Source organism: Pseudomonas gorinensis, from assembly GCF_042015035.1.
In the GTDB taxonomy this organism is placed as follows: domain Bacteria; phylum Pseudomonadota; class Gammaproteobacteria; order Pseudomonadales; family Pseudomonadaceae; genus Aquipseudomonas; species Aquipseudomonas gorinensis.
In genome coordinates this window covers 6,453,872-6,474,583 of record NZ_CP167125.1, presented here as the reverse complement: position 1 = coordinate 6,474,583, position 20,712 = coordinate 6,453,872, and the positions used below count along the sequence as shown (strand labels likewise).

Annotated in this window: 18 protein-coding genes; 7 read left to right on the top strand and 11 right to left on the bottom strand. The window is 62.3% G+C overall.

Annotated features, from left to right (window positions below; translation table 11 throughout):
* Positions 1-7: 7 nt before the first annotated feature.
* From ybeY to miaB, 3 genes are all read right to left on the bottom strand, one after another.
* Complete coding sequence (gene ybeY, locus AB7933_RS29590) at positions 8-466, bottom strand: rRNA maturation RNase YbeY (protein WP_024077563.1); 459 nt, start codon at positions 464-466, stop codon at positions 8-10.
* The gene (locus AB7933_RS29585) at positions 459-1,463 is read right to left on the bottom strand and encodes a PhoH family protein (RefSeq protein WP_024077562.1); all 1,005 of its coding nucleotides are present in this window, start codon (positions 1,461-1,463) and stop codon (positions 459-461) included. Before AB7933_RS29585 ends, ybeY begins: the two co-directional genes overlap by 8 nt.
* A 216-nt stretch (positions 1,464-1,679) precedes the next feature.
* A complete protein-coding gene (gene miaB / locus AB7933_RS29580; protein ID WP_024077561.1) occupies positions 1,680-3,008 on the bottom strand; it encodes a tRNA (N6-isopentenyl adenosine(37)-C2)-methylthiotransferase MiaB in 1,329 nt (442 codons plus the stop codon).
* 131 nt (positions 3,009-3,139) lie between these two features.
* Between miaB and AB7933_RS29575 the strand changes: the two genes are divergently transcribed.
* Positions 3,140-3,466: a DUF1820 family protein gene (locus AB7933_RS29575; RefSeq protein WP_003194436.1), complete on the top strand. Its 327-nt coding sequence runs from the start codon at positions 3,140-3,142 to the stop codon at positions 3,464-3,466.
* A gap of 144 nt (positions 3,467-3,610) precedes the next feature.
* Here AB7933_RS29575 and AB7933_RS29570 read toward each other — a convergent pair whose 3' ends face one another.
* The 4 genes from AB7933_RS29570 to AB7933_RS29555 all read right to left on the bottom strand — a co-directional run bounded on the left by AB7933_RS29570 (position 3,611) and on the right by AB7933_RS29555 (position 7,130).
* Positions 3,611-4,165: a tetratricopeptide repeat protein gene (locus AB7933_RS29570; RefSeq protein ID WP_024077560.1), complete on the bottom strand. Its 555-nt coding sequence runs from the start codon at positions 4,163-4,165 to the stop codon at positions 3,611-3,613.
* A 224-nt stretch (positions 4,166-4,389) separates the two neighbouring features.
* On the bottom strand, positions 4,390-5,673 hold the full coding sequence (gene hemL / locus AB7933_RS29565) for a glutamate-1-semialdehyde 2,1-aminomutase (RefSeq protein WP_024077559.1): 1,284 nt from the start codon (positions 5,671-5,673) through the stop codon (positions 4,390-4,392).
* An 11-nt stretch (positions 5,674-5,684) separates the two neighbouring features.
* A complete protein-coding gene (thiE, locus tag AB7933_RS29560; protein ID WP_024077558.1) occupies positions 5,685-6,314 on the bottom strand; it encodes a thiamine phosphate synthase in 630 nt (209 codons plus the stop codon).
* An 18-nt stretch (positions 6,315-6,332) separates the two neighbouring features.
* Positions 6,333-7,130 carry a hydroxymethylpyrimidine/phosphomethylpyrimidine kinase gene (locus AB7933_RS29555; RefSeq protein ID WP_024077557.1) on the bottom strand — a complete coding sequence of 266 codons (798 nt, stop codon included), beginning with the start codon at positions 7,128-7,130 and terminating at the stop codon, positions 6,333-6,335.
* A gap of 288 nt (positions 7,131-7,418) precedes the next feature.
* On the opposite strand from AB7933_RS29555, the gene AB7933_RS29550 reads away from it, so the two are divergent.
* The 4 genes from AB7933_RS29550 to AB7933_RS29535 all read left to right on the top strand — a co-directional run bounded on the left by AB7933_RS29550 (position 7,419) and on the right by AB7933_RS29535 (position 14,240).
* Positions 7,419-9,818, top strand: coding sequence for a hybrid sensor histidine kinase/response regulator (locus AB7933_RS29550; protein WP_024077556.1), 2,400 nt, complete (start codon positions 7,419-7,421; stop codon positions 9,816-9,818).
* Between the two features lie 189 nt (positions 9,819-10,007).
* The gene (locus tag AB7933_RS29545; RefSeq protein ID WP_024077554.1) at positions 10,008-11,663 is read left to right on the top strand and encodes an acyl-CoA dehydrogenase family protein; all 1,656 of its coding nucleotides are present in this window, start codon (positions 10,008-10,010) and stop codon (positions 11,661-11,663) included.
* 397 nt (positions 11,664-12,060) lie between these two features.
* Entirely contained in the window at positions 12,061-13,533 is a 1,473-nt protein-coding gene (gene amn, locus AB7933_RS29540) for an AMP nucleosidase (protein WP_024077553.1), read from the top strand.
* 71 nt (positions 13,534-13,604) lie between these two features.
* A complete protein-coding gene (locus tag AB7933_RS29535) occupies positions 13,605-14,240 on the top strand; it encodes a pseudouridine synthase (RefSeq protein ID WP_024077552.1) in 636 nt (211 codons plus the stop codon).
* Here the strand turns inward: AB7933_RS29535 and AB7933_RS29530 are convergent.
* Positions 14,235-14,444 carry a DUF2788 domain-containing protein gene (locus AB7933_RS29530; RefSeq protein ID WP_025858220.1) on the bottom strand — a complete coding sequence of 70 codons (210 nt, stop codon included), beginning with the start codon at positions 14,442-14,444 and terminating at the stop codon, positions 14,235-14,237. The genes AB7933_RS29535 and AB7933_RS29530 overlap by 6 nt on opposite strands.
* Positions 14,445-14,667: 223 nt before the next feature.
* Complete coding sequence (locus AB7933_RS29525; RefSeq protein ID WP_003194418.1) at positions 14,668-15,147, bottom strand: Lrp/AsnC family transcriptional regulator; 480 nt, start codon at positions 15,145-15,147, stop codon at positions 14,668-14,670.
* A gap of 430 nt (positions 15,148-15,577) precedes the next feature.
* On the opposite strand from AB7933_RS29525, the gene AB7933_RS29520 reads away from it, so the two are divergent.
* A complete protein-coding gene (locus tag AB7933_RS29520; protein WP_024077551.1) occupies positions 15,578-16,666 on the top strand; it encodes a DUF6515 family protein in 1,089 nt (362 codons plus the stop codon).
* Here AB7933_RS29520 and AB7933_RS29515 read toward each other — a convergent pair.
* Both AB7933_RS29515 and AB7933_RS29510 read right to left on the bottom strand, forming a co-directional pair.
* Positions 16,663-17,556 (bottom strand): cation diffusion facilitator family transporter, encoded by an 894-nt coding sequence (locus tag AB7933_RS29515; protein ID WP_024077550.1) that lies wholly within the window; start codon positions 17,554-17,556, stop codon positions 16,663-16,665. The genes AB7933_RS29520 and AB7933_RS29515 overlap by 4 nt on opposite strands.
* A 15-nt stretch (positions 17,557-17,571) precedes the next feature.
* On the bottom strand, positions 17,572-17,991 hold the full coding sequence (locus AB7933_RS29510) for a hypothetical protein (RefSeq protein WP_024077549.1): 420 nt from the start codon (positions 17,989-17,991) through the stop codon (positions 17,572-17,574).
* A 183-nt stretch (positions 17,992-18,174) separates the two neighbouring features.
* On the opposite strand from AB7933_RS29510, the gene hrpB reads away from it, so the two are divergent.
* Complete coding sequence (hrpB, locus tag AB7933_RS29505; RefSeq protein ID WP_375156302.1) at positions 18,175-20,685, top strand: ATP-dependent helicase HrpB; 2,511 nt, start codon at positions 18,175-18,177, stop codon at positions 20,683-20,685.
* The last annotated feature ends 27 nt before the right edge of the window (positions 20,686-20,712 follow it).

The following is a 20,712-nucleotide window of genomic DNA, read 5'->3' as shown; positions in this document are numbered from 1 at the left end:
GTGTCGATCAGTTTTCGTCGTCTGCATACGGATCGCGATGACCCAATTCTGCAAGCAACGTTCGTTCCAGCGCTTCCATCTCTTCGGCTTCGTCATCGTCTATATGGTCGTAGCCCAGCAGATGCAAGCAGCCGTGGATGACCAGATGGGCCCAATGGGCCTCAAGAACCTTGCCTTGCTCCCGAGCTTCGCGTTCGACCACTTCGACGCAGATCACCAGGTCGCCCAGCAGCGGGATATCCAGCAACTCGTCGGGTACGTCGGCGGGAAAGGACAGCACGTTGGTCGCGTAATCCTTCTGGCGCCAGGTGTGATTCAGTTCGCGGCCCTCGGGCTCGTCCACCAGGCGAATGGTCAGTTCCGAGTCAGCGGTGCGCTGGCGCAGGGCCAGGGTGCACCATTGACGGAACTGCTCTTCGCTGGGAGCGGGCGCGTCGGTGGCCAGTTGCAGGTCAAGCTCAAGCATCGCGGCGCGCATCCTGGGTCGGTGCGTCGTCGCGATGGTCGAAGCGCTCGTAGGCCTCGACAATGCGCTGCACCAGCGGGTGGCGGACCACGTCCTTGGGCATGAAGTGCGTGAAGCTGATACCCGGCACGTCCTTGAGCACCTCGATCACCTGGGCCAGGCCGGATTTGGTGCCCTTGGGCAGGTCGACCTGGGTGACGTCACCGGTGATCACGGCGGTGGAGCCGAAACCGATACGGGTGAGGAACATCTTCATCTGCTCGACAGTGGTGTTCTGGCTTTCGTCGAGGATGATGAAGCTGTTGTTCAGCGTACGGCCACGCATGTAGGCCAGCGGGGCGATTTCGATCACTTGGCGTTCGATCAGCTTGGCCACGTATTCAAAGCCGAGCATTTCGTAGAGCGCGTCGTAGAGCGGGCGCAGGTACGGATCGATCTTCTGGGCCAGGTCGCCGGGCAGGAAGCCGAGTTTTTCACCCGCCTCGACCGCTGGGCGCACCAACAGGATGCGGCGCACTTGCTCGCGCTCCAAGGCGTCGACCGCGCAGGCCACGGCCAGGTAGGTCTTGCCGGTACCGGCGGGGCCGATGCCGAAGTTGATATCGTTGCCGAGAATTTCTTTGACGTAGCGCTGCTGATTCAAGCCGCGTGGGCGAATCATGCCTTTTTTGGTGCGCAGGGCCACGCTGGCTTCGGCCACCGGGTTGTTGGCCAGGTCTTCCACGGCGGATTCCTGCAGGTACAGGTGCACCGTTTCCGGCGACAGCTCACTACCCTTGGTTTCGCGGTAGAGGCGGCGGAGCAGGTTTTCTGCAGACGTGGTGTGCTGGGGTTCGCCAATAAGCTCGAATTGATTGCCGCGGTTGCGGATCTCGATGCTCAGGCGTTGTTCGATCAGGCGCAGGTGCTCGTCGAACTGTCCGCACAGATTGGCGAAACGGCGAGCCTCAAACGGCTCGAGGAGGAAACGATGGGGTTCTGCTATGGGTGCGTTCAAGGTTGCTTTTAGCCGCCCTTTGGCTGTGGAGGTGAAAGAGAGAATAGCGCCAGTGGCTCGGGTACGAAAGCATTTATCTAACCCTGATGCCATGCAATTCAAATGTGGGAGGGGGCTTGCCCCCGATAACGCAGGTGAAGATAAAACATCTGTGTCTGACACGCCGTCATCGGGGGCAATCCCCCTCCCACATTTTGAGCCGTGGTGATTTGAGGGTTATTGCACCAGAGACCCGCGCAACGAATGCGGTTGCGCCGCATCGATGTGCACATCGGCAAACTGGCCGATCAAGGTCGGATTGTCGCAACGGAAGTTGACGATGCGGTTGTTCTCGGTGCGCCCCTGCAATTCGCCCGGGTCTTTTTTCGAGTAGTCGGTGACCAGGATGCGTTGGGTGGACCCGACCATTTGTCGGCTGATCTCGAAACCCTGCTGGTTCAGGCGATGTTGCAGGGCGTTCAAGCGCTCTTTTTTCAGTTCTTCCGGGGTTTCGTCCAGCAGGTCGGCGGCCGGGGTGCCCGGACGCTGGCTGTAGACAAACGAATAGGAGAAGTCAAAACCGACGTCTTCGATCAGCTTCATGGTCTGCTGGAAGTCTTTCTCGGTTTCGCCGGGAAAACCGACGATAAAGTCCGAGCTGATGCAGATACCCGGCACCGCCGCGCGCAATTTGCGCAGTTTGGATTTGTATTCCAGGGCGGTGTGGTTGCGCTTCATGGCCGCCAGGATGCGGTCCGAGCCCGACTGCACCGGCAAATGCAGGTGCTTGACCAGCTCCGGCACTTCGGCGTGGGCCTGGATCAGGCTGTCGGAAAACTCCAACGGGTGCGAGGTGGTGTAGCGAATGCGCTCGATGCCATCGACGGCGGCGACCACGCGGATCAGCTCCGCCAGGTCCGCCAGGCGGCCATCGTGGGTCTGGCCGCGATAGCCGTTGACGTTCTGGCCGAGGAGGGTCACTTCGCGCACGCCGTGTTCGGCCAGGTGGATGATTTCCGACAGCACATCGTCAAACGGCCGGCTGACTTCTTCGCCACGGGTGTAAGGCACCACGCAGAAGGTGCAGTACTTGCTGCAGCCTTCCATCACCGACACATAGGCGCTCGGCCCGTCGATGCGTGGCTCGGGCAAATGGTCGAATTTTTCGATTTCCGGGAACGAGACGTCGACCTGGGGCAGCCTGGTGAGGCGCGCAGCGTCGATCATTTCCGGCAGGCGGTGCAGGGTCTGTGGGCCGAACACCACGTCGACATAGGGCGCGCGGTCGCGGATGGCGGCGCCTTCCTGGCTGGCCACGCAACCGCCGACGGCGATCACCATGTCCGGGTTGGCCAGTTTCAGTTCGCGCCAGCGGCCCAGTTGCGAGTACACGCGGTCCTGGGCCCGTTCGCGGATCGAGCAGGTATTGAGCAGGATCACGTCGGCATCTTCGGCGCGGGCGGTGACTTCCAGGGCCTGGTGTTCACCCAGCAGATCGACCATGCGCGAGCTGTCGTACTCGTTCATCTGGCAACCGTGGGTTTCGATATAAAGCTTCTTGGCCATGGGAATCGTCAACTGGTGGTAAAGAACCGCGCATTATAGGGGGCATGTCCATTGGTTCCTAGCGTTGTGCATCGGGTGCCATGCTATAGTTCGCGCCCTCTTTTATATCCCCGATGTGTTGTTCGCCCACCATGACCAAACGTGAAGCTCCAATCTACAAGGTGATTTTCCTGAACCAGGGCCAGGTGTTCGAAATGTACGCCAAGCAGATCTATCAGAGCGATCTGTGGGGCTTCCTGGAGGTGGAAGAGTTCGTCTTTGGCGAGCGCACCCAGTTGGTCGTCGACCCGGGCGAAGAGAAACTCAAGGCCCAGTTCGAAGGCGTGGTGCGTAGTTTTGTGCCGATGCATTCGATTGTGCGCATCGATGAAGTCGAGCGCCTGGGAACACCGAAGATCAGCGAAGCCCGTGGCACCAGCAATGTGATGCCGTTTCCGATGCCGATGCCCGAAAAGTAAGACGTTTGTGACGAGGACGCTTACTCCCGCCGGGGCTTGAAGCGGCCCCAATGCAATTTACAGGTGCGTCAGATAGAAGTCAGTGAAGGGTTGTGAACCCGCTTCGCAGCCTGGCGAGGAGCACGCGCCCTCGCCGCAGATCGATCAGGGCAGGGGTGAGAACGGCGAACGCCCATCGGCACTCTGCAGTTCCTGGAGGTAATTGCGGAAAATCTGCCCCAGCACCTGGGTCGCCACTTCCAGCTCATCGCGCTGCATGTGCTCGGCCACTTCGTCGGCGGTGTCCAGCGCGTCTTCGGCGCCATTGACCGCAGCCATTTTCAGCACGATATACGCCTGGACGTTATTGGCCGGCACGCCTTCACCGTGGAAGAACATGGTGCCCAGTTGGAATTGCGCCTGGGCGTGGCCCTGCAACGAGGCTTTCTCGAAGTAGTTCAAGGCCTTGTTGAGGTCGCGGGCGGGGTTTTTGCTGTCGTAGAAGAACTCGCCCAACTCGTATTGCGCCTGCGCATCCCCGCCGTCGGCCTGCTTCTGGCACGCGCTCAGGGCTTCGGCCTGGCTGTCTGGCTGGGTATTGAGGGTGCAACGACCCATCGCTGGGATTAACAACGAGTTGCCGCCTGCTTGTGCATGTGCCAGCAGCGGCTGAAGGAGCAACAGGCAGCCCAGGACCAGGGTGCGGCCGGTGCGTTTCATGGGAATCGACTTACCTCTGACGGGGCACGCGGACCCTCGGGGGTCCAATAAGCGCGCATTATGAAATAAGCAGGCCTCTGCTTACAAAGTCTTTACTCGTTTTTCTGCTGGTTGGGCAAGTTATCTGCCGGATTGCAGGTGAATTCTCGAAAAAATAAGGAAAACGCTGTAGGCAAAGTAGAAAATCTGACGCTGCCGAGGGCAGCATCAGAGTGTGCACCTGTTTATTTCAGGGCGGCGAAGGCGCGCTCGGCGGCGTCAAGGGTCAGTTTCAGCTCGGCGTCGCCGTGGGCGATCGAGGTGAAGCCCGCCTCGAAGGCGCTCGGCGCCAGGTACACGCCGCCTTCAAGCATCAGGTGGAAGAAGCGCTTGAAGAGGTCGGCATCGCTGCCCATCACGTCCTCGAACGTGACGATATCGTCGGCACCGCTGAAATACAGGCCGAACATGCCTCCGGCCTGGGTGGTGACAAACGGGATACCGGCGGCATCGGCGCGCTGTTGCAGGCCGTCCAGCAGGCGAGTGGTGTAGTCGGTCAGCTCGGCGTGGAAACCCGGGCGGCTGATCAGGCGCAGGGTGGTCAGGCCGGCCGCCATGGCCAGTGGGTTACCGGACAGGGTGCCCGCCTGGTACACCGGGCCCAGCGGCGCGATCTGCTGCATGATTTCACGCTTGCCGCCAAAGCAGCCCACCGGCATGCCGCCGCCGATGATCTTGCCAAAGGTGCTCAGGTCTGGCGTGACGCCATAGTGCGCCTGGGCGCCGCCGAGGGCGACACGGAAACCGGTCATCACTTCGTCGAAAATCAGTACCACGCCGTGTTTGTCGCACTGCTCGCGCAAGCCTTCGAGGAAGCCCGGGGCCGGCGGTACGCAGTTCATGTTGCCAGCGACCGGCTCGACGATGATGCAAGCCACGTCCTGGCCGACTTCGCTGAGCATCTGCTCGACCGCGGCAATGTCGTTGAACGGCAGGGTCAGCGTGTGTTTGGCGAACGCGGCGGGTACGCCGGCCGAACTCGGAACGCCCTGGGTCAGTGCGCCGGAACCGGCCTTGACCAGCAGGCTGTCGGAGTGGCCGTGGTAGCAGCCTTCGAATTTGATGATGCTGTCGCGGCCGGTGAAACCACGGGCCAGGCGGATTGCGCTCATAGTGGCTTCGGTGCCGGAACTGACCATGCGCACCATCTCCATCGACGGCACGATCGAGCAGACCAGGTCGGCCATCTCGGTTTCCATGGCGGTCGGCGCGCCGTAGGACAGGCCGTGCTGCAATTGCTGGCGGACGGCGTCGAGGACTTCAGGATGGCTGTGGCCGAGGATCATTGGACCCCAGGAACCAACGTAGTCGACGTAGCGCTTGTCATCTTCGTCGGTGACGTAGGCGCCTTCGGCATGCTTGAAGAACAATGGCGTGCCGCCGACGCTCTTGAACGCACGCACGGGGGAGTTCACACCGCCGGGGATGTGTTTCTGGGCATTGGCAAACAGGCTTTCGGAACGGGACATGGTCGGGCTCTCTAAACGGAATATTTAAGAAGATCGTTAAAGGCGCGGGCGCGGCGCGTGACTTCCTGGGTGCTCTCGGCGCCGAACAGGCCATGCACCACGGCCAGCAGGTCAGCACCGTGGGCCACCAGCGGTTCGGCGTTCTCCAGGGTGATGCCGCCGATCACGCAGATCGGCAATTGCAGGCGCTTGCGGGCCTGGGCCAGCATCTCGACAGTGGCGGCGGGCGCGCCAGGCTTGGTGTTGGAATTGAAGAAGCGGCCGAAGGCGACATAGCTGGCGCCTTCCTTCGCGGCCTGCTCGGCCAGTTCGATCTGGCTGTGGCAGGTGGCGCCGATGATCGCCTTGGAACCCAGCAAGGCACGCGCCGGGGTCAGTGGGCCGTCGGTCTGGCCCAGGTGTACGCCGACGCCGAGGCGCGCAGCCAATTCGGCATCGTCGTTGATGATCAATTGGGTCTTGTAGCGAGAGCACAACTCCCGCAGCTTTTCGGCTTCGCGCAGGCGCCGGGCTTCGTCGGTGCTTTTATCGCGGTACTGCAACAAGGTCACGCCACCGTCCAATGCCGCTTCGACATAGGCGAGGAATTTGCCGGCCAACAGTTGGCCGTCGGTAATGGCGTAAAGGCCACGTAATTTCATCGGGCAGGCCTCTTGGTCTTACGAGCAGAAATCCAGCGGCAGTCGGCGAGGCACGAACTGGCCCTGGCCGAGTTGTTCGGCGTCACGCAGGGTACGCCAAGTGTAGTTGAGGGCAGACTGTACGGCGCTCACCAGGCCCTCGCCCTGGGCGATCCGCCCGGCCAGTGCACTGGCCAGGGTGCAACCCGATCCGTGATAGTTGCCGGGCAGGCGCTGGCAGGTGAAGGTCTGGCGCGTGCCGTCGCGGCTGTACAGGCGGTTGTGCACTTCGTGTTCGTCGCCATGGCCGCCCGTGATCAGCAGGTGCTTGATATAGGGCAGCAGCTTTTCGGCGCATTCGTCCGCGGTGCCGTCGGGCAGTTCTGCAAGGATGCGGGCTTCGGGCAGGTTGGGTGTGGCGATCAGCGACAGTGGAAACAGCCGCTCGCGCATCGCGTAGCCGACTTCATCCTTGCCCAGGCTGCCACCGCCGCCGGCACGCAGCACCGGGTCGCACACCACCGGCAGGTGCGGATGCGCCTGCAGCAGTTCGACCACGGTGTCGACCATCGCGGTAGAGCCCAGCATGCCCAGCTTGACCGCGGCGACTTCGGAGTCGCTGAGCACGGCATTGGCCTGGGCCATTACCCACTCGCGATCGAGTACGCGAAAGTCGCTGACATTGACGGTGTTCTGCACGGTCAGGGCGGTGACGGTCGGAGCCGCATGGCAGCCCTGGGCGAGCAGGGCTTCGATATCTGCCTGCAAGCCGGCGCCCCCACTGGGATCATGGCCGGAGAGACAGAGGACAACAGGGCGAGAGCTGTAGATATTCATGGAGCGCGAGCTTACCACCAAACGCTTTTGGCGTGGCCGTCTGGCGCTGGCAGAATTTTGCCCGGATACAGGGGTATTTATGGCTGTTTGCTAGTATCCGTTACAGGTTGCAAAACCCCCTGTAAGCCGCGTCCTAGAGCCTTTCAAAAAATTATTTCAATGGTGTCTAATGGCCTCTAGCGGCTATGCTAGAGTGGATCCAAACAACTTACTGTATCGCCGGTATTCGTCTTCTCAAAAGGAATGGGGGGCTTTTTGACATAACCGGACAGGTCACGCTGGGGCTCTATGCGCTATTTGCTGATTTTATTGTTGTGCGGACTGCCTATGTTCGCCAGCGCCATCGAGTTCACTCAGGACACGCGAAGCTTGCCACTGGGCCGCGCCATGCAGGTGCTCGAAGACCCGACCGACGCCCTGACCATCGCCGATGTGAGTTCCCCCGCCTACGCCGCACAGTTCAAGCCCCATGACAAAGCCACCCTCAATGCCGGCTATTCGCGCTCGGTGTTCTGGCTCAAGGTCGACCTGCATTACCTGGCCCAAGACCCCCGTTCCCCACGTACCTGGTTCCTGGAGCTGGCCTACCCGCCACTGAACCACCTGGACCTGTACCAGCGCGACCCCACCGGCAACTACCGCCTCACCGCGCGCACCGGCAGCGCGCTGCCTTTTTCCAGCCGGGAGGTGCGCCAGAGCAATTACCTGTTCAAGCTCAATTTTGTGCCCAATCAACAGGAAACCCTCTACCTGCGCCTGCAAAGCCAAGGCTCGATCCAGGCCCCGTTGACGCTGTGGTCCGGCACCGCCTACCTGGAAGAACAACCCTTGCGCCTGTATGTACTGGGGGCGATTTACGGCGTATTGCTGGGGATGTTGATCTACAACCTGTTCATCTACCTGAGCGTGCGTGACACCAGTTACCTGTATTACATCCTCTACATCGCCTCGTTCGGCCTGTACCAATTGTCGGTCAATGGGGTGGCGGCGGAATATTTGTGGCCGGACAACCCGTGGTGGACCAACGCGGCGGTGCCGTTCCTGATTGGCTCGGCGGCGCTGTTTGGCAGCCTGTTCGCCCGCAGCTTCCTGCACACTGCCCAACACAGTCGCTGGATCAATCGTCTGTTGCTGGCACTGGTGGCCTGCGGGGCGGTGGTGATGCTGCTCTCGCTGATGACCAGTTACGCGCTGGCCTTGCGCCTGGCCACCGGCCTGGCGCTGGTGTTCACCGTGACCATCTTCGTCGCCGCCATCAAGGCCTGGTGCTGCGGGCAGCGCATGGCGCGGTATTTCATCATTGCCTGGACCGCGTTCCTGCTGGGCGGGGTGGTCAATACCATGATGGTGCTGGGCTACTTGCCCAACGTATTCCTCACCATGTACGCCAGCCAGATTGGCTCGGCCATTGAGGTGGCGCTGTTGTCCCTGGCCCTGGCGGACCGCATCAACGGCATGCGCGAGCAACAGGCGCAAATCCTGTTCGACGCCAGCCAGAAGCTGGAAGTGCTCAACCAGCAGTTGGCCCGCAGCAACCGGCTCAAGGACGAATTCCTCGCCACCCTGACCCACGAACTGCGCACCCCGATGAATGGGGTGATCGGCTCCCTGGAACTGATGCAAACCGTGCCTCTGGACGGCGACCTGGCGCAGTACCAGCAAACGGCCGCTGGCTCGGCGCGAGACATGATGCGCATGGTCAACGGCATCCTCACCCTCACCGAGTTGCAGGCCGGACGCCTGAGTGCCAAGCCCGAGGTGTTCAGCCTGCGCAGCGTGCTCGACGCCTTGCGCCAGCAGTTCAGCGCCAGTGCGCAGAACAAGGGCCTGGGGTTTTCCATCGACGTGGCCGATGAACTGCCCGACCGCGTGATCGGCGATGCCGACAAACTGCTTCAGTGCCTGGATTGCCTGCTGGACAACGCCTTCAAGTTTACCCACCAAGGCACGGTGCGCCTGCGCGTGGTGGGCGTACCCCGCAGCGACGGTGGCCTGCACCTGAGCTTTATCGTCACTGACACGGGCATTGGTTTCGCCTTCCTTGACGAGGCCACTCTGTACCAGCGCTTCTTCCAACTTGATGGTTCGACCACCCGCGAATACGGCGGCCTGGGTATCGGCCTGGCGATTTGCCGGCAATTGATCGAGCTGCTGGGCGGGCGTCTCACCCACCATTCCGAGCCGCACAAGGGCAGCCGCTTCCAGTTGGAGATGGACGTCGATGCCGTACCGCCCGCGCCCAAAGTCACGAGCCCGGCGCCTGAGCAGCGACGCGCGCCGCAGGATTGTGCGGTGTTGTTGGTGGATGACAACAGCGTCGGCCAGTTGGTGGTACGCGGCATGTTGCTCAAACTGGGCTATCGGGTGAAAACCGTGGACAGCGGCCCGACCGCATTGGCGGCCTTGCAGGCGGGCACCTTCGACGCGGTCTTGCTGGACGTGCCTGAAGGTGGGTTCTCGTTGTGTTGTCAGATACGGGCGTTGCCGGGCTGTGGTGAGTTGCCGGTGATCGCCTTGAGTTCGTCGCTCAATGCGTCGGAGCGTGAGCGCTGCCATGGCATTGGTATCACTGATCGCCTGGCCAAGCCTGTGCGTTTCGAGGCGTTGCAAGCGGTGCTGGAACGTCGCGTGTTATGCCCGCAAGAGGGCGAAAGCGCCGGACATTCGGCGCGTATGCCACTTTTTTAAGGCGGTTGACGGTGCTTAACTGAAAAAACCGGCCTCAATCGATTCGTACCCTGTAGGAGCGAGCTTGCTCGCGAAAAACCTGAGAGCAACGCGTTTATCCAGGATGCACGCGTTATCGTTGACGTTCTTCGCGAGCAAGCCCACCTACAAACAGCAACAATCGACGTGGCCTTTTTCCTGGAGGCCACCATGAACCTGCATCAGTTCGCCGAAACCCACGACGTCACCAACCAGCCCCCGTCCCTGGACGGTGCCAACCTGTATCGCATCGACCTGCCCCTGCAAGACTGGTCGCGTCGCTTTGACGCGGGCTGGGCAGAGGCGCGCATCGATGCCTACGGCGCGTTGGCCGGTGGGCCGCTGATGGAGGCCGGGTTCCTGGCGAACCAGAACAAGCCGGTGTTCAACAGCCATGACCGTTATGGCCATCGCATCGACCTGGTGGAGTTTCACCCGGCCTACCACGAACTGATGCGCACCGCCGTCGAACACGGCCTGCCCTCGCTGCCTTGGGCTCATCCGCAAGCTGGCGCGCATGTGGCCCGTGCGGCCATGACTTACCTGCACAGCCAGGCCGAAGCGGGCACGGGTTGTCCGCTCACCATGACCTTCGCCTGTGTGCCCGCGTTGCGCCTGCAACCGGACCTGGCGCAGGCCTGGCTGCCAAAAATCCTCAACACCCAATACGATCCCCGCAACGTCGGCATCGCCCACAAGGCCGGCGCCACCATCGGCATGGCCATGACCGAGAAACAGGGCGGCACTGACGTGCGCGCCAACACCACCCGCGCTTACCCCGTAGGGGCCGGTGGCCCTGGGCAAGCCTATGAGTTGGTCGGGCATAAGTGGTTCTGTTCGGCGCCGATGTGCGACGCCTTCCTCACGCTGGCCCAGACCGACAAGGGCCTCACCTGTTTCCTGCTACCCCGGCATCGCCCGGATGACACGCGCAATGAGTTCTATATCCAGCGCTTGAAAAACAAGCTGGGCAACTGCTCCAACGCGTCCAGCGAAGTCGAGTTTCGTGGCGCCCTGGCCTGGATGGTCGGCGAAGAAGGCCGTGGTGTCCCGACCATCATCGAAATGGTCGCCATGACCCGCTTCGACTGCATGGTTGGTTCCAGCGCCTTGATGCGCCAGGCGCTGACCCAGGCCAGCCATCACTGCGCCCACCGCCTGGTAGGGGGGCGCGTGCTCAGCGAACAGCCGCTGATGCAAAACGTCCTGGCCGACCTGGCCCTGGAAAGCGAAGCCTCGTTGGCGCTGAGCCTGCGTATGGGCCACGCCCTGGATCATCTGGGCGATGAGCGCGAAGCCAAGTTCGCACGGCTGGTGACGGCGGTGGGCAAGTATTGGATCTGCAAGCGTGCCCCAGCGATGATCAACGAAGCCGCCGAGTGCATGGGCGGTGCCGGCTACGTGGAGGACAGCATCCTGCCGCGTCTATACCGTGAGGCACCGGTGAATTCGACGTGGGAAGGTTCCGGCAACGTGCAGTGCCTGGACGTGCTGCGCGCCCTGTCGAAGGAGCCGGGTGTGCTCGAGACGCTGTTTGTCGAATTGGGCGATGGGCATGGCGACCGGCAGTTGGCGCGGCATATCGAACAGTTGAAGTCGGCGTTTATGGATACCCAGGATATTCAATACCGCGCGCGGCAACTGACCGAGGACATCGCCGTGGCGTTGCAGGCCAAGTTGCTGCTGGAAGCCGGCAATGCGGCGGTCAGCGATGGGTTTATCGCCAGCCGGTTGGGCGAGTCGTCGTGTCGGGTGTATGGCACCTTGCCGCGTGGGGTGGATGTTGGAGCGATCGTCGCTCGCTCAACTCCGTATTCATCTCTGTGAACGCGGTCCAGGTGTGGGAGGGGCGAGCCCCAAAAATAAAATAACTTAGCGATTAATAAGGATTTATTTTTTATTAAGCGACCGGATTTTTGTGGCGATCGGGCTGTTGTGGCGAGCGGGCTTGCCCCGCGTTGGCTGCGCAGCAGCCCCAGAACCAGCCGCAGAGGAGTGCCTGATACTCCGCATTCCGATTGATTGGGGCTGCTTCGCAGCCCAACGCGGGGCAAGCCCGCTCGCCACAACAAGTCTGCTTGCCACAGGGGTTCCAGTTTGATGTGCGACAGCACTACGTCGAAGAGGTAGGGGGGCCTCCCACATTATTGAGTGCATTCCAACTCCACTGTTTCAGTGAGGCCGGGATACAGGCAAGATAAAGGCCTGCAAGTCAGCACACAGGATGCTTACCGTGACCGAAGCTTTTGTTGTCGTTCAAACCGCCGAAGAAGCCGTGGACCGGCTGGCGGCTCTGCATGAGCGTGCTACCGGCGCGCTCAACCAAGCCCTCAAGCAATACCTCAAGGACCGCGTCGAACCGGACGCCGAGCAACGTGCCCTGTTTCGCTACCCGGAACTGCGCCTGACCTACCACTGCCACGGCGAAGTCCCACAGACCACCCGGGCGTATGCCAAGGTCCAGTTGCCAGGGACCTACAGCGTGACCGTCACCCATCCCGCCGCCTTCCGTAAGTATTTGCTGGAGCAGCTGGTGCCGTTGATGCACGACTTCACCGTGACGGTCGAAGTCGGCGTCAGCCAACAGAACATCCCGTACCCATACGTGGTGGAGCAGGGCGACGAGCTGGCCGGCTCCGGCGTGACCGCCGCGACCCTGGCCCGTGTGTTCCCCAGCACCGACCTGTCGGCCGCCACCGATGGTATCGCCGACGGCCTCTATGATTGGGAAAACACCGACCCGTTGCCCCTGGCCTTGTTCGACGCGGCCCGCGTGGACTTTTCCTTGCGCCGCCTGGTGCACTACACCGGCAGCGACTGGCGTCATGTGCAGCCGTGGATCCTGCTGACCAACTACCACCGCTACGTTGACCAGTTCATCCTGCATGGCCTGGAGCAATTGCGCAGCGACCCGCGCTTTATCCGCATGGTGCTGCCGGGCAACGTGATCATCGACAAGAGCATGGACCACGGCGAAGCGTCGGCAATTGCCGCAGGCGTGGTCTGGCACCGTTACCAGATGCCGGCCTATCACCTGCAGGCCAGCGACGGCCACGGCGTGACCTTGGTCAACATCGGCGTCGGCCCGTCCAACGCCAAGAACATCACCGACCACTTGGCCGTGCTGCGCCCGCATTGCTGGCTGATGATTGGCCACTGTGGCGGCCTGCGCCAATCCCAGACCATCGGCGACTACGTACTGGCCCACGCTTATATGCGTCGCGACGGGATTCTCGACCGTGTAGTGCCGCCAAACATTCCGATTCCAGCCCTGGCCGAAGTGCAGATGGCCTTGCAGCAGGCGGCGGCCAACGTCACCGGCGAAAAGGGCGAAGAGCTGAAAAAACGCCTGCGCACCGGCACCGTGCTGACCTACGACGACCGCAACTGGGAGCTGCGCTGGGCCCAGGAGCGCCCGCTGATCAACCTGTCCCGCGCCGTGGCCGTGGACATGGAGAGCGGCACCATCGCCGCCCAGGGCTACCGCTTGCGTGTGCCGTACGGCACCTTGCTGTGCGTGTCGGACAAACCCCTGCACAGCGAAATCAAGTTGCCGGGTTCGGCCAATGCGTTCTATGAGCGTGCGGTCAGCCAGCACTTGAAGATCGGCATCGAGGCGGTCGACCTGTTGCGCACCGAACTCAACTCGCTGCACTCGCGCAAACTGCGCAGCTTCGACGAGCCGCCGTTCCGCTAAGCGGTTGGGATGGTCATTTGGCGGTCAGGCCACTAGCATTGTCGGTCCTGACCGTTAGATGTTCCTTCGCCATGTCCCGTCCCAACCGTCCCGATTCGCGTCGCCCTGGCGCGAAACCTCCGTATTCTGCCGCGCGCCGTGTTGCCAAGGCGCCACCGGCCGAGCCGAAGTTGATCCTGTTCAATAAACCCTTCGATGTGCTGACCCAGTTCAGCGACGAAGGCGGGCGGGCGACGCTCAAGGATTTTATCGACATTCCCGGCATCTACCCGGCAGGCCGCCTTGATCGCGACAGTGAAGGCTTGTTGCTGCTGACCAACGATGGCCAGTTGCAGGCGCGAATTGCCGACCCCAAGCACAAGCTGGCGAAAACCTATTGGGTACAGGTGGAAGGCGAACCGACTGAAGAGCTGCTGCAACGTCTGCGTGAGGGTGTCGAACTGAACGACGGCAAGACCTTGCCGGCCCAAGCGCGGCAACTGGACGAGCCCGAGCTGTGGCCGCGTAACCCGCCGGTCCGCTTTCGCAAGAGCGTGCCGACTTACTGGCTGGAGCTGGTCATTCGTGAGGGGCGAAACCGCCAGGTGCGGCGCATGACCGCGGCGGTGGGGCTGCCGACCTTACGCCTGGTGCGTGTGCGCATTGGCGAGTGGTCGATCGATGGCCTGGACCAGGGCCAATGGAAGGAAGTGCCGGCGCGCTTATAAGGCGCCGGACTCGATCAGGCCGATCACCACGCTCTTGATGATGAACGCGGCCACGCCCAGGCCGAGCACGAAAAACAGGATGAACGAGCCAAAGCGCCCAGCCTTGGACTTCTTCGCCAGGTCCCAGACGATAAAGCCCATGAAAATAATCAGGAGGGTGACCAGGCCGGTCATCATCCATTCTTCAAAGAGGGCGGGGTCGATGTTGTTCATGGATTCTTCCGACGGGGGCAGGCGGCAAGTATACGGCAGTGCCACAGGCGCAACATTGACCTGCGTCGGTGCGTCGCAGGCAGACTTCGTGGGTGAAACACAGACCCCATGTGGGAAGGGGCTTGCCCCCGAAGGCGGTGGGTCAGTCAGCTAATCTGTGGCTGACACACTGCTATCGGGGCAAGCCCCCTCCCACAGTTGACCTTCATTGATCTTAAGTACGCAGGTGGGTCAGCGGCAATTCGGTGCTGTTGAGCACCTGGTTGAGCACAAAGCTCGACCGCACGCTGGTCACGCCTTCGATACGGGTGAGGTGGCCCAGCAGCAGTTTCTGATAGTGGTCCATGTCCGGCACCACCACTTTCAACTGATAGTCCGCATCCATCCCGGTGACCAGGCTGCATTCCAATACCTGTGGCAGGGTGCGGATCGCCGCTTCGAAGTTCTCGAAACGCTCAGGGGTGTGGCGATCCATGCCGATCAGCACATACGCCGTGAGGCTCAGGCCCAGCATCTTGCGGTCGAGCAAGGCGACCTGGCGGGCGATGTAGCCGTCATCTTCCAATTGCTTGACCCGGCGTGAGCAGGGCGAAGGCGACAGGCCGATACGCTCGGCCAACTCCTGGTTGGAGATCCTCGCGTCGCGCTGCAATTCCGCCAAAATACTCAGGTCGTATCGGTCAAGCTTGCTCATTGGGTTAGCCTTTGTCGTAACTATTGCGGTGAATTATCCATGAAGGGTTAAAAATTGCGCAAGCACTGTTTATTGACGCAATCTTCGCAATCATCTGTCGGGGCGGCGCGCCTATGATTACCAACAGAATCACCGCCTGGACAACAGTCCACTGCAGCGAGCCCAATCAGGCCCGTTGCGGCCGCCACCCCAGCAGGGTTGAGCCGGCCTCCAGGCTGCACACTGTCCACAAGACGGCGTGAGGTGAGCCAACGTCATAAGCGTTGAGCCAGGACGAAATTCTCAAGGGGTGGCCGACGGGTCGCCCCTTTTTCTTTGTCTGCGAAAATTGTTCTCGTGACTGATAACCTGTCTCAGAACCGGGCGAGGCTTTTCCAGTCTTATCTATGAGGCCGCATGTTCCAGGCCCTTATCCGCAGTGAGGAATAGCATGAAGCGCATCTGGCGTATGGCAGGTGTAGGTTTGCTGATGGTGACCGTCGGCACGCAAGTAATGGCAGAAGACCCGCGTCCCGAAGGCGGCGGCCAGCATGAAAGAGGGCCTGAGGGCGGACGGCAAGGTAATGAACAGCCGCGCCCGCAAAATAACCAACCGCGCCCGCAGAACAATCAACCACGGCCGGAAAACAACCAGCCTCGGCCAGAAAACAATCAACCCCGTCCACAGAACCAGCATTTTGATCGCGCCGAGCAACAGCAGCACGGTGGTGGGCAGTGGCAAGGTCGCCCACAAGGGGCTGAAGAGCCTCGGCCAGCACCGCAGCCGCAGCCGGCGAATAACCTGCCGATCCAGGGCCGTCCGGACACCGTCCGCCAGACCCAGGAACCGCGCCAAGGCTATTATCAGGACATCCCACGCCGCAACGATGGCAATCCGCACTGGCAGGCCGGCAATGGTCCCGGCCCACGTCCGGGCGGTGGCTTCAATAATGGCCATCCCAATGACATCCGCTGGCCGGGCCGTCCCGATGGGCACGGCAATGGTTGGGGCCCGGGCCCACAGTACCGCCCCGGCTACACCGTTGACCGTTTCCCCGACCGCAACTACCGCGTGCCTTACCGTGGCCAGGACTACTTCTTTTCGGGTGGCTACTGGTACCGCCCGCAAGGCCCACGCTACGTCGTGGTGACGCCGCCGTACGGCATCCGCGTGCATTACCTGCCGGATTACGCACGGGAAGTGTGGGTGGGCGGCGCGCTGTTCTTCCTCGCTGCCGGTGCCTACTACACCTACGAAACCAGCACCCAGCAGTACGTGGTGGTGGAACCGCCGACCGCCGTGCCCACGCCTCCACCGGCACCGCAGGGTAATGGCTATGACGTGGTGGCTTACCCGGCGAACGGGCAGTCGCCGGCCCAAGTGCAACAGGACGGCTACGACTGTTATCGCTGGGCGGTGCAACAAAGCGGTTTCGATCCGCAAGCCGTTACGTACGCCCCCGACCCGGCGGTGGTGCAGACCTACCGCCAGGCCCAGGGCAACTGCCTGAGCAGTCGCGGCTACCAGGTGCAGTACTAGGCCTTGGCGCCGGTCACCACTTCCAGCGGGTCGGCGTGCACCAGCACTTCGGCGCGCGGGTAGGCCTGGTGAATGGCATCGGCGGCCTGGTCGCTGATGCCATGGGCCACGGTCAGGGTCAACTCCCCCGGTAACTCCAGGTGCAATTGCACAAACCAGTGGTTGCCAGAGATACGTGTGCGCAGGTCGTGGGCGCCCAGCACACCGGGCACGCCACGGGCCAGTTCCAGCATGTGCTGGCTGACATCTGGCGGCAGCTCTTCATCCATCAGCACCGCAAAGCTTTCCCGAGCGATCTGGATCGCGCTCCACAGAATGTAGGCCGCAATGCCCAGGCCGAACCAGGCGTCGACCTGATGAAAGCCGAAGCCGGCCAACACCAACGCAATCAAGATGCTGCCATTGAGCAGCAGGTCCGAGCGGTAGTGCAGCGAGTCGGCACGCACGGCACTGGACCCGGTCTCCCGCACCACGCGGTGTTGCAGGATCAGCAGGGCCACGGTCAGCGCCAGGGACAAAATAATCACCCCGATGCTCAGCCACGGCGCGCCCACCGGTTCGGGATGCTTGATCCGTTCAAATGCCTGCAACGCAATCAGCACCGCACTGCCGGCGATAAACAACGCTTGCGCCATGCCCGCCAGGGACTCCGCCTTGCCGTGGCCGTAACGGTGATCGTCATCGGCCGGGCGCAGGGCGTAGTGCACCGCCAGCAAATTGAGCAGCGAGGTCACCCCATCGAGCAACGAGTCGGTCAAGCCGGCGAGCATGCTCACCGAGCCGCTGAGCCACCAGGCAATAGCCTTGGTGATAATCAGCACACTGGCCACGCCGACGGAGGCGCGGGTGGCCAGGCGCAACAGCCGGGCGTGTTCGGGATTGCTGGTCATAGGTGGGTCAAATCCTTAGGCGGACGGTTGCAGGCCGAGGGCGGCCAACTGCTGCACGCTGCCCTTGAACTGGATCATGCGCGGGTCGTCCAGCGGCAGGGTGCGGCCGGTTTCTTTCTGGATGATGGTTTGCAACTTGGCGTTGTCGACCTTGCCGTCCGCGCCGATGGCTTCGCGCAGTTTTTCCGGGGCAACCTGGGCGGTCTTGCCCGGTTCGAAGTAGATCGCGCCGGTGGCAAAGTCGACGCCGAAGGCGATCAGGCCAGGGATGACATAGAACAGCAAGCCCACGGCATCGAGTACGGCGATGGTCGGGTCGATCTTGCCGTCGATCTGGCCACGGCGGTCGGGGTAGAAAATCGAGCCGCAGGCCGTCAGTTGGCTCAGCAGGGTGACGGCGAGGACACCGCCGATAACACGGGAAGCGATACGCATGGAAAATCTCCTGTCAGTCACTGTAGGCGCGAGCGTGCTCGCGAAAGACGTTAACGATAACGCGTACTGCGTGAATGTGTGTGGTGCGCTGTGGTTTTTCGCGAGCAAGCTCGCGCCTATAGGAGACCACCACCGGCACCCGGCAGTTCGCCGTTATACTCGCCGCTCTGCTTTGGAGCCAGTATGAATTCGTTGCCGATCGATGATGTTTTACCCGCCCTGCGTGACGCCTTGGCGAATCGCCATGAAGCCGTGCTGGAAGCGCCCCCCGGCGCCGGTAAAACCACCCGCGTGCCCTTGGCCTTATTGAATGAGCCGTGGCTTGCCGGGCAAACCATCCTGATGCTCGAACCTCGGCGCCTCGCGGCCCGTGCCGCGGCCGAACGCCTGGCGAGCGAATTGGGGGAAAAAGTCGGCGAAACGGTCGGCTACCGCATCCGTCTCGACAGTAAGGTCGGCCCCAACACCCGCATTGAAGTCGTCACCGAAGGCATCCTCACCCGCCGCCTGCAGGACGACCCGGCGCTGGACGGCGTGGGTTTGCTGATCTTCGATGAATTCCACGAGCGCAGCCTCGACGCCGACTTGGCGCTGGCCTTGAGCCTGAACGGCCGCGATCTGTTTCGCGACGAGCAGCCGCTGAAAATCCTGCTGATGTCCGCGACCCTCGAAGGCGAGCGCCTGGCCGACTTGTTGGACAACGCCCCCATCCTGCGCAGCGAAGGGCGCATGTTCCCGGTGCAGATGCGCTGGGGGCGGCCGTACCAGGCCGGCGAGTTTATCGAGCCGCGTGTGGTGCAAACCATCCTCGACGCCCTGCATGACGAAACCGGCAGCGTGCTGGTGTTTCTGCCGGGGCAGGCGGAGATTCGCCGGGTCAACCAGCAACTGGCCGACGCCCTGGGGGAGCGCAGTGACGTGCTGCTGTGCCCGCTGCATGGCGAACTCGACCTCAACGCCCAACGCGCGGCCATCGACCCGGCGCCCACGGGCAAGCGCAAAGTGGTGCTGGCCACCAACATCGCCGAGACCAGCCTGACCATCAACGGCGTGCGCGTGGTGATCGATGCCGGGTTGGCGCGGGTCCCACGCTTTGACCCCGGCAGCGGCATGACCCGTCTCGATACCCAGCGCATTTCCCGCGCCAGCGCGACCCAGCGCGCGGGCCGGGCCGGGCGCCTGGAACCGGGCGTGTGCTATCGCTTGTGGTCCGAAGACCAGCACGACGGCCTGGCCGCCTATGGCAGTGCGGAAATCCTCGCGGCCGACCTCGCTGGCCTGGCTCTGCAACTGGCGCGCTGGGGCGTCACGCCCACGCAGTTGGTGTGGCTGGATGTGCCGCCGTCCGCGGCCTATGCCCAGGCCCAGGACCTGCTGCAACGGCTGGGCGCCTTGAATGACGAAAAGCTGAGCGCCCATGGCCAGAAAATGGCCGAGTTGCCCGCCCATCCACGGATCGCCCATCTGCTGTTGCGCGGTCAGGATTTGGGGTTGGCGGCCACTGCGTGTGACGTCGCCGCGCTGTTAGGCGAGCGCGATATCCTGCGCGGTGGCGGCGCCGATTTGCACAGTCGCCTGGCATTAATGTCTGGCGAAGAACGTGCGCGGGGTACCCAAGGCGGGGTGCAGCGCGCCAAGCAACTGGCTCGGCAATACCGCGGCTATTTACGTGGCCAGGCGACCCAACCGGTGGCCGATCCCGACCACCCGCGTTGGCTCGGTGCCTTGCTGGCGTTGGCCTACCCCGACCGCGTCGCCCAACAACGTCGCCCCGGTGGCGCTGAATACCGCCTGGCCAACGGCCGTGCGGCCTTGTTCGCCGAGGCTGACAGCCTGATGAAACAACCCTGGCTGGTGATCGCTGACCTGGGCAGCCGCCAGGGCCAGCGCGAAGAACGCATCTACCTGGCGGCCGACTTTGATCCGGCGCTGTTCGAGACAGTGCTCGCCGAGCAAGTGCGCAACGTGGACCAACTGGACTGGGATGAGCGCGAAGGCGTGTTGCGCGCCGAACGCCAGCGCAAAGTCGGCGAGCTGGTGCTCAGCCGCGAACCCCTGACGGGCCTGGATGAAGCCGCACGCAACCAGGCGCTGGTCAACCTGGTGCGCCGCAAGGGCCTGGAGCTGTTGCCCTGGACCCCGGAATTGCGTCAATGGCAGGCCCGCGTCCTGTTGCTGCGCCAGCTCGACGCCGGCAAAACCAGCGAATGGCCCGACGTCAGCGACAGCGCCCTGCTGGCCAGCCTGGAGCACTGGCTCATGCCCTACCTGGGCAAAGTCTCGCGCCTGAGCCATTTCGCCAACCTGGATATCTCCAGCTACCTGCACAACCTGTTGCCTTGGCCGCTACCCCAACGCCTGGACGAACTGGCGCCGCAGCATGTGAAAGTGCCGTCGGGCTCATCGGTGCGTTTGGACTACAGCGAACAGCCGCCGATCCTGGCGGTGCGTTTGCAGGAACTGTTCGGGCTGGCGGACACGCCGCGCATCGCCGGTGGCCGGCAGGCGGTGAAGTTGCACCTATTGTCCCCAGCGCGCAGGCCGGTGCAGGTGACCCAGGATCTGGCGAACTTCTGGCGCAGTACCTACGCCGACGTGAAGAAGGATCTGAAGGGGCGCTATCCCAAGCTATTCCATAAGTTAGACCCTTGGGTCGAATCGCTTAACAAGAAAGACATTGACAAGAAGCCTTGATTTTTAGCGCTTAACATCTAGGGTTGA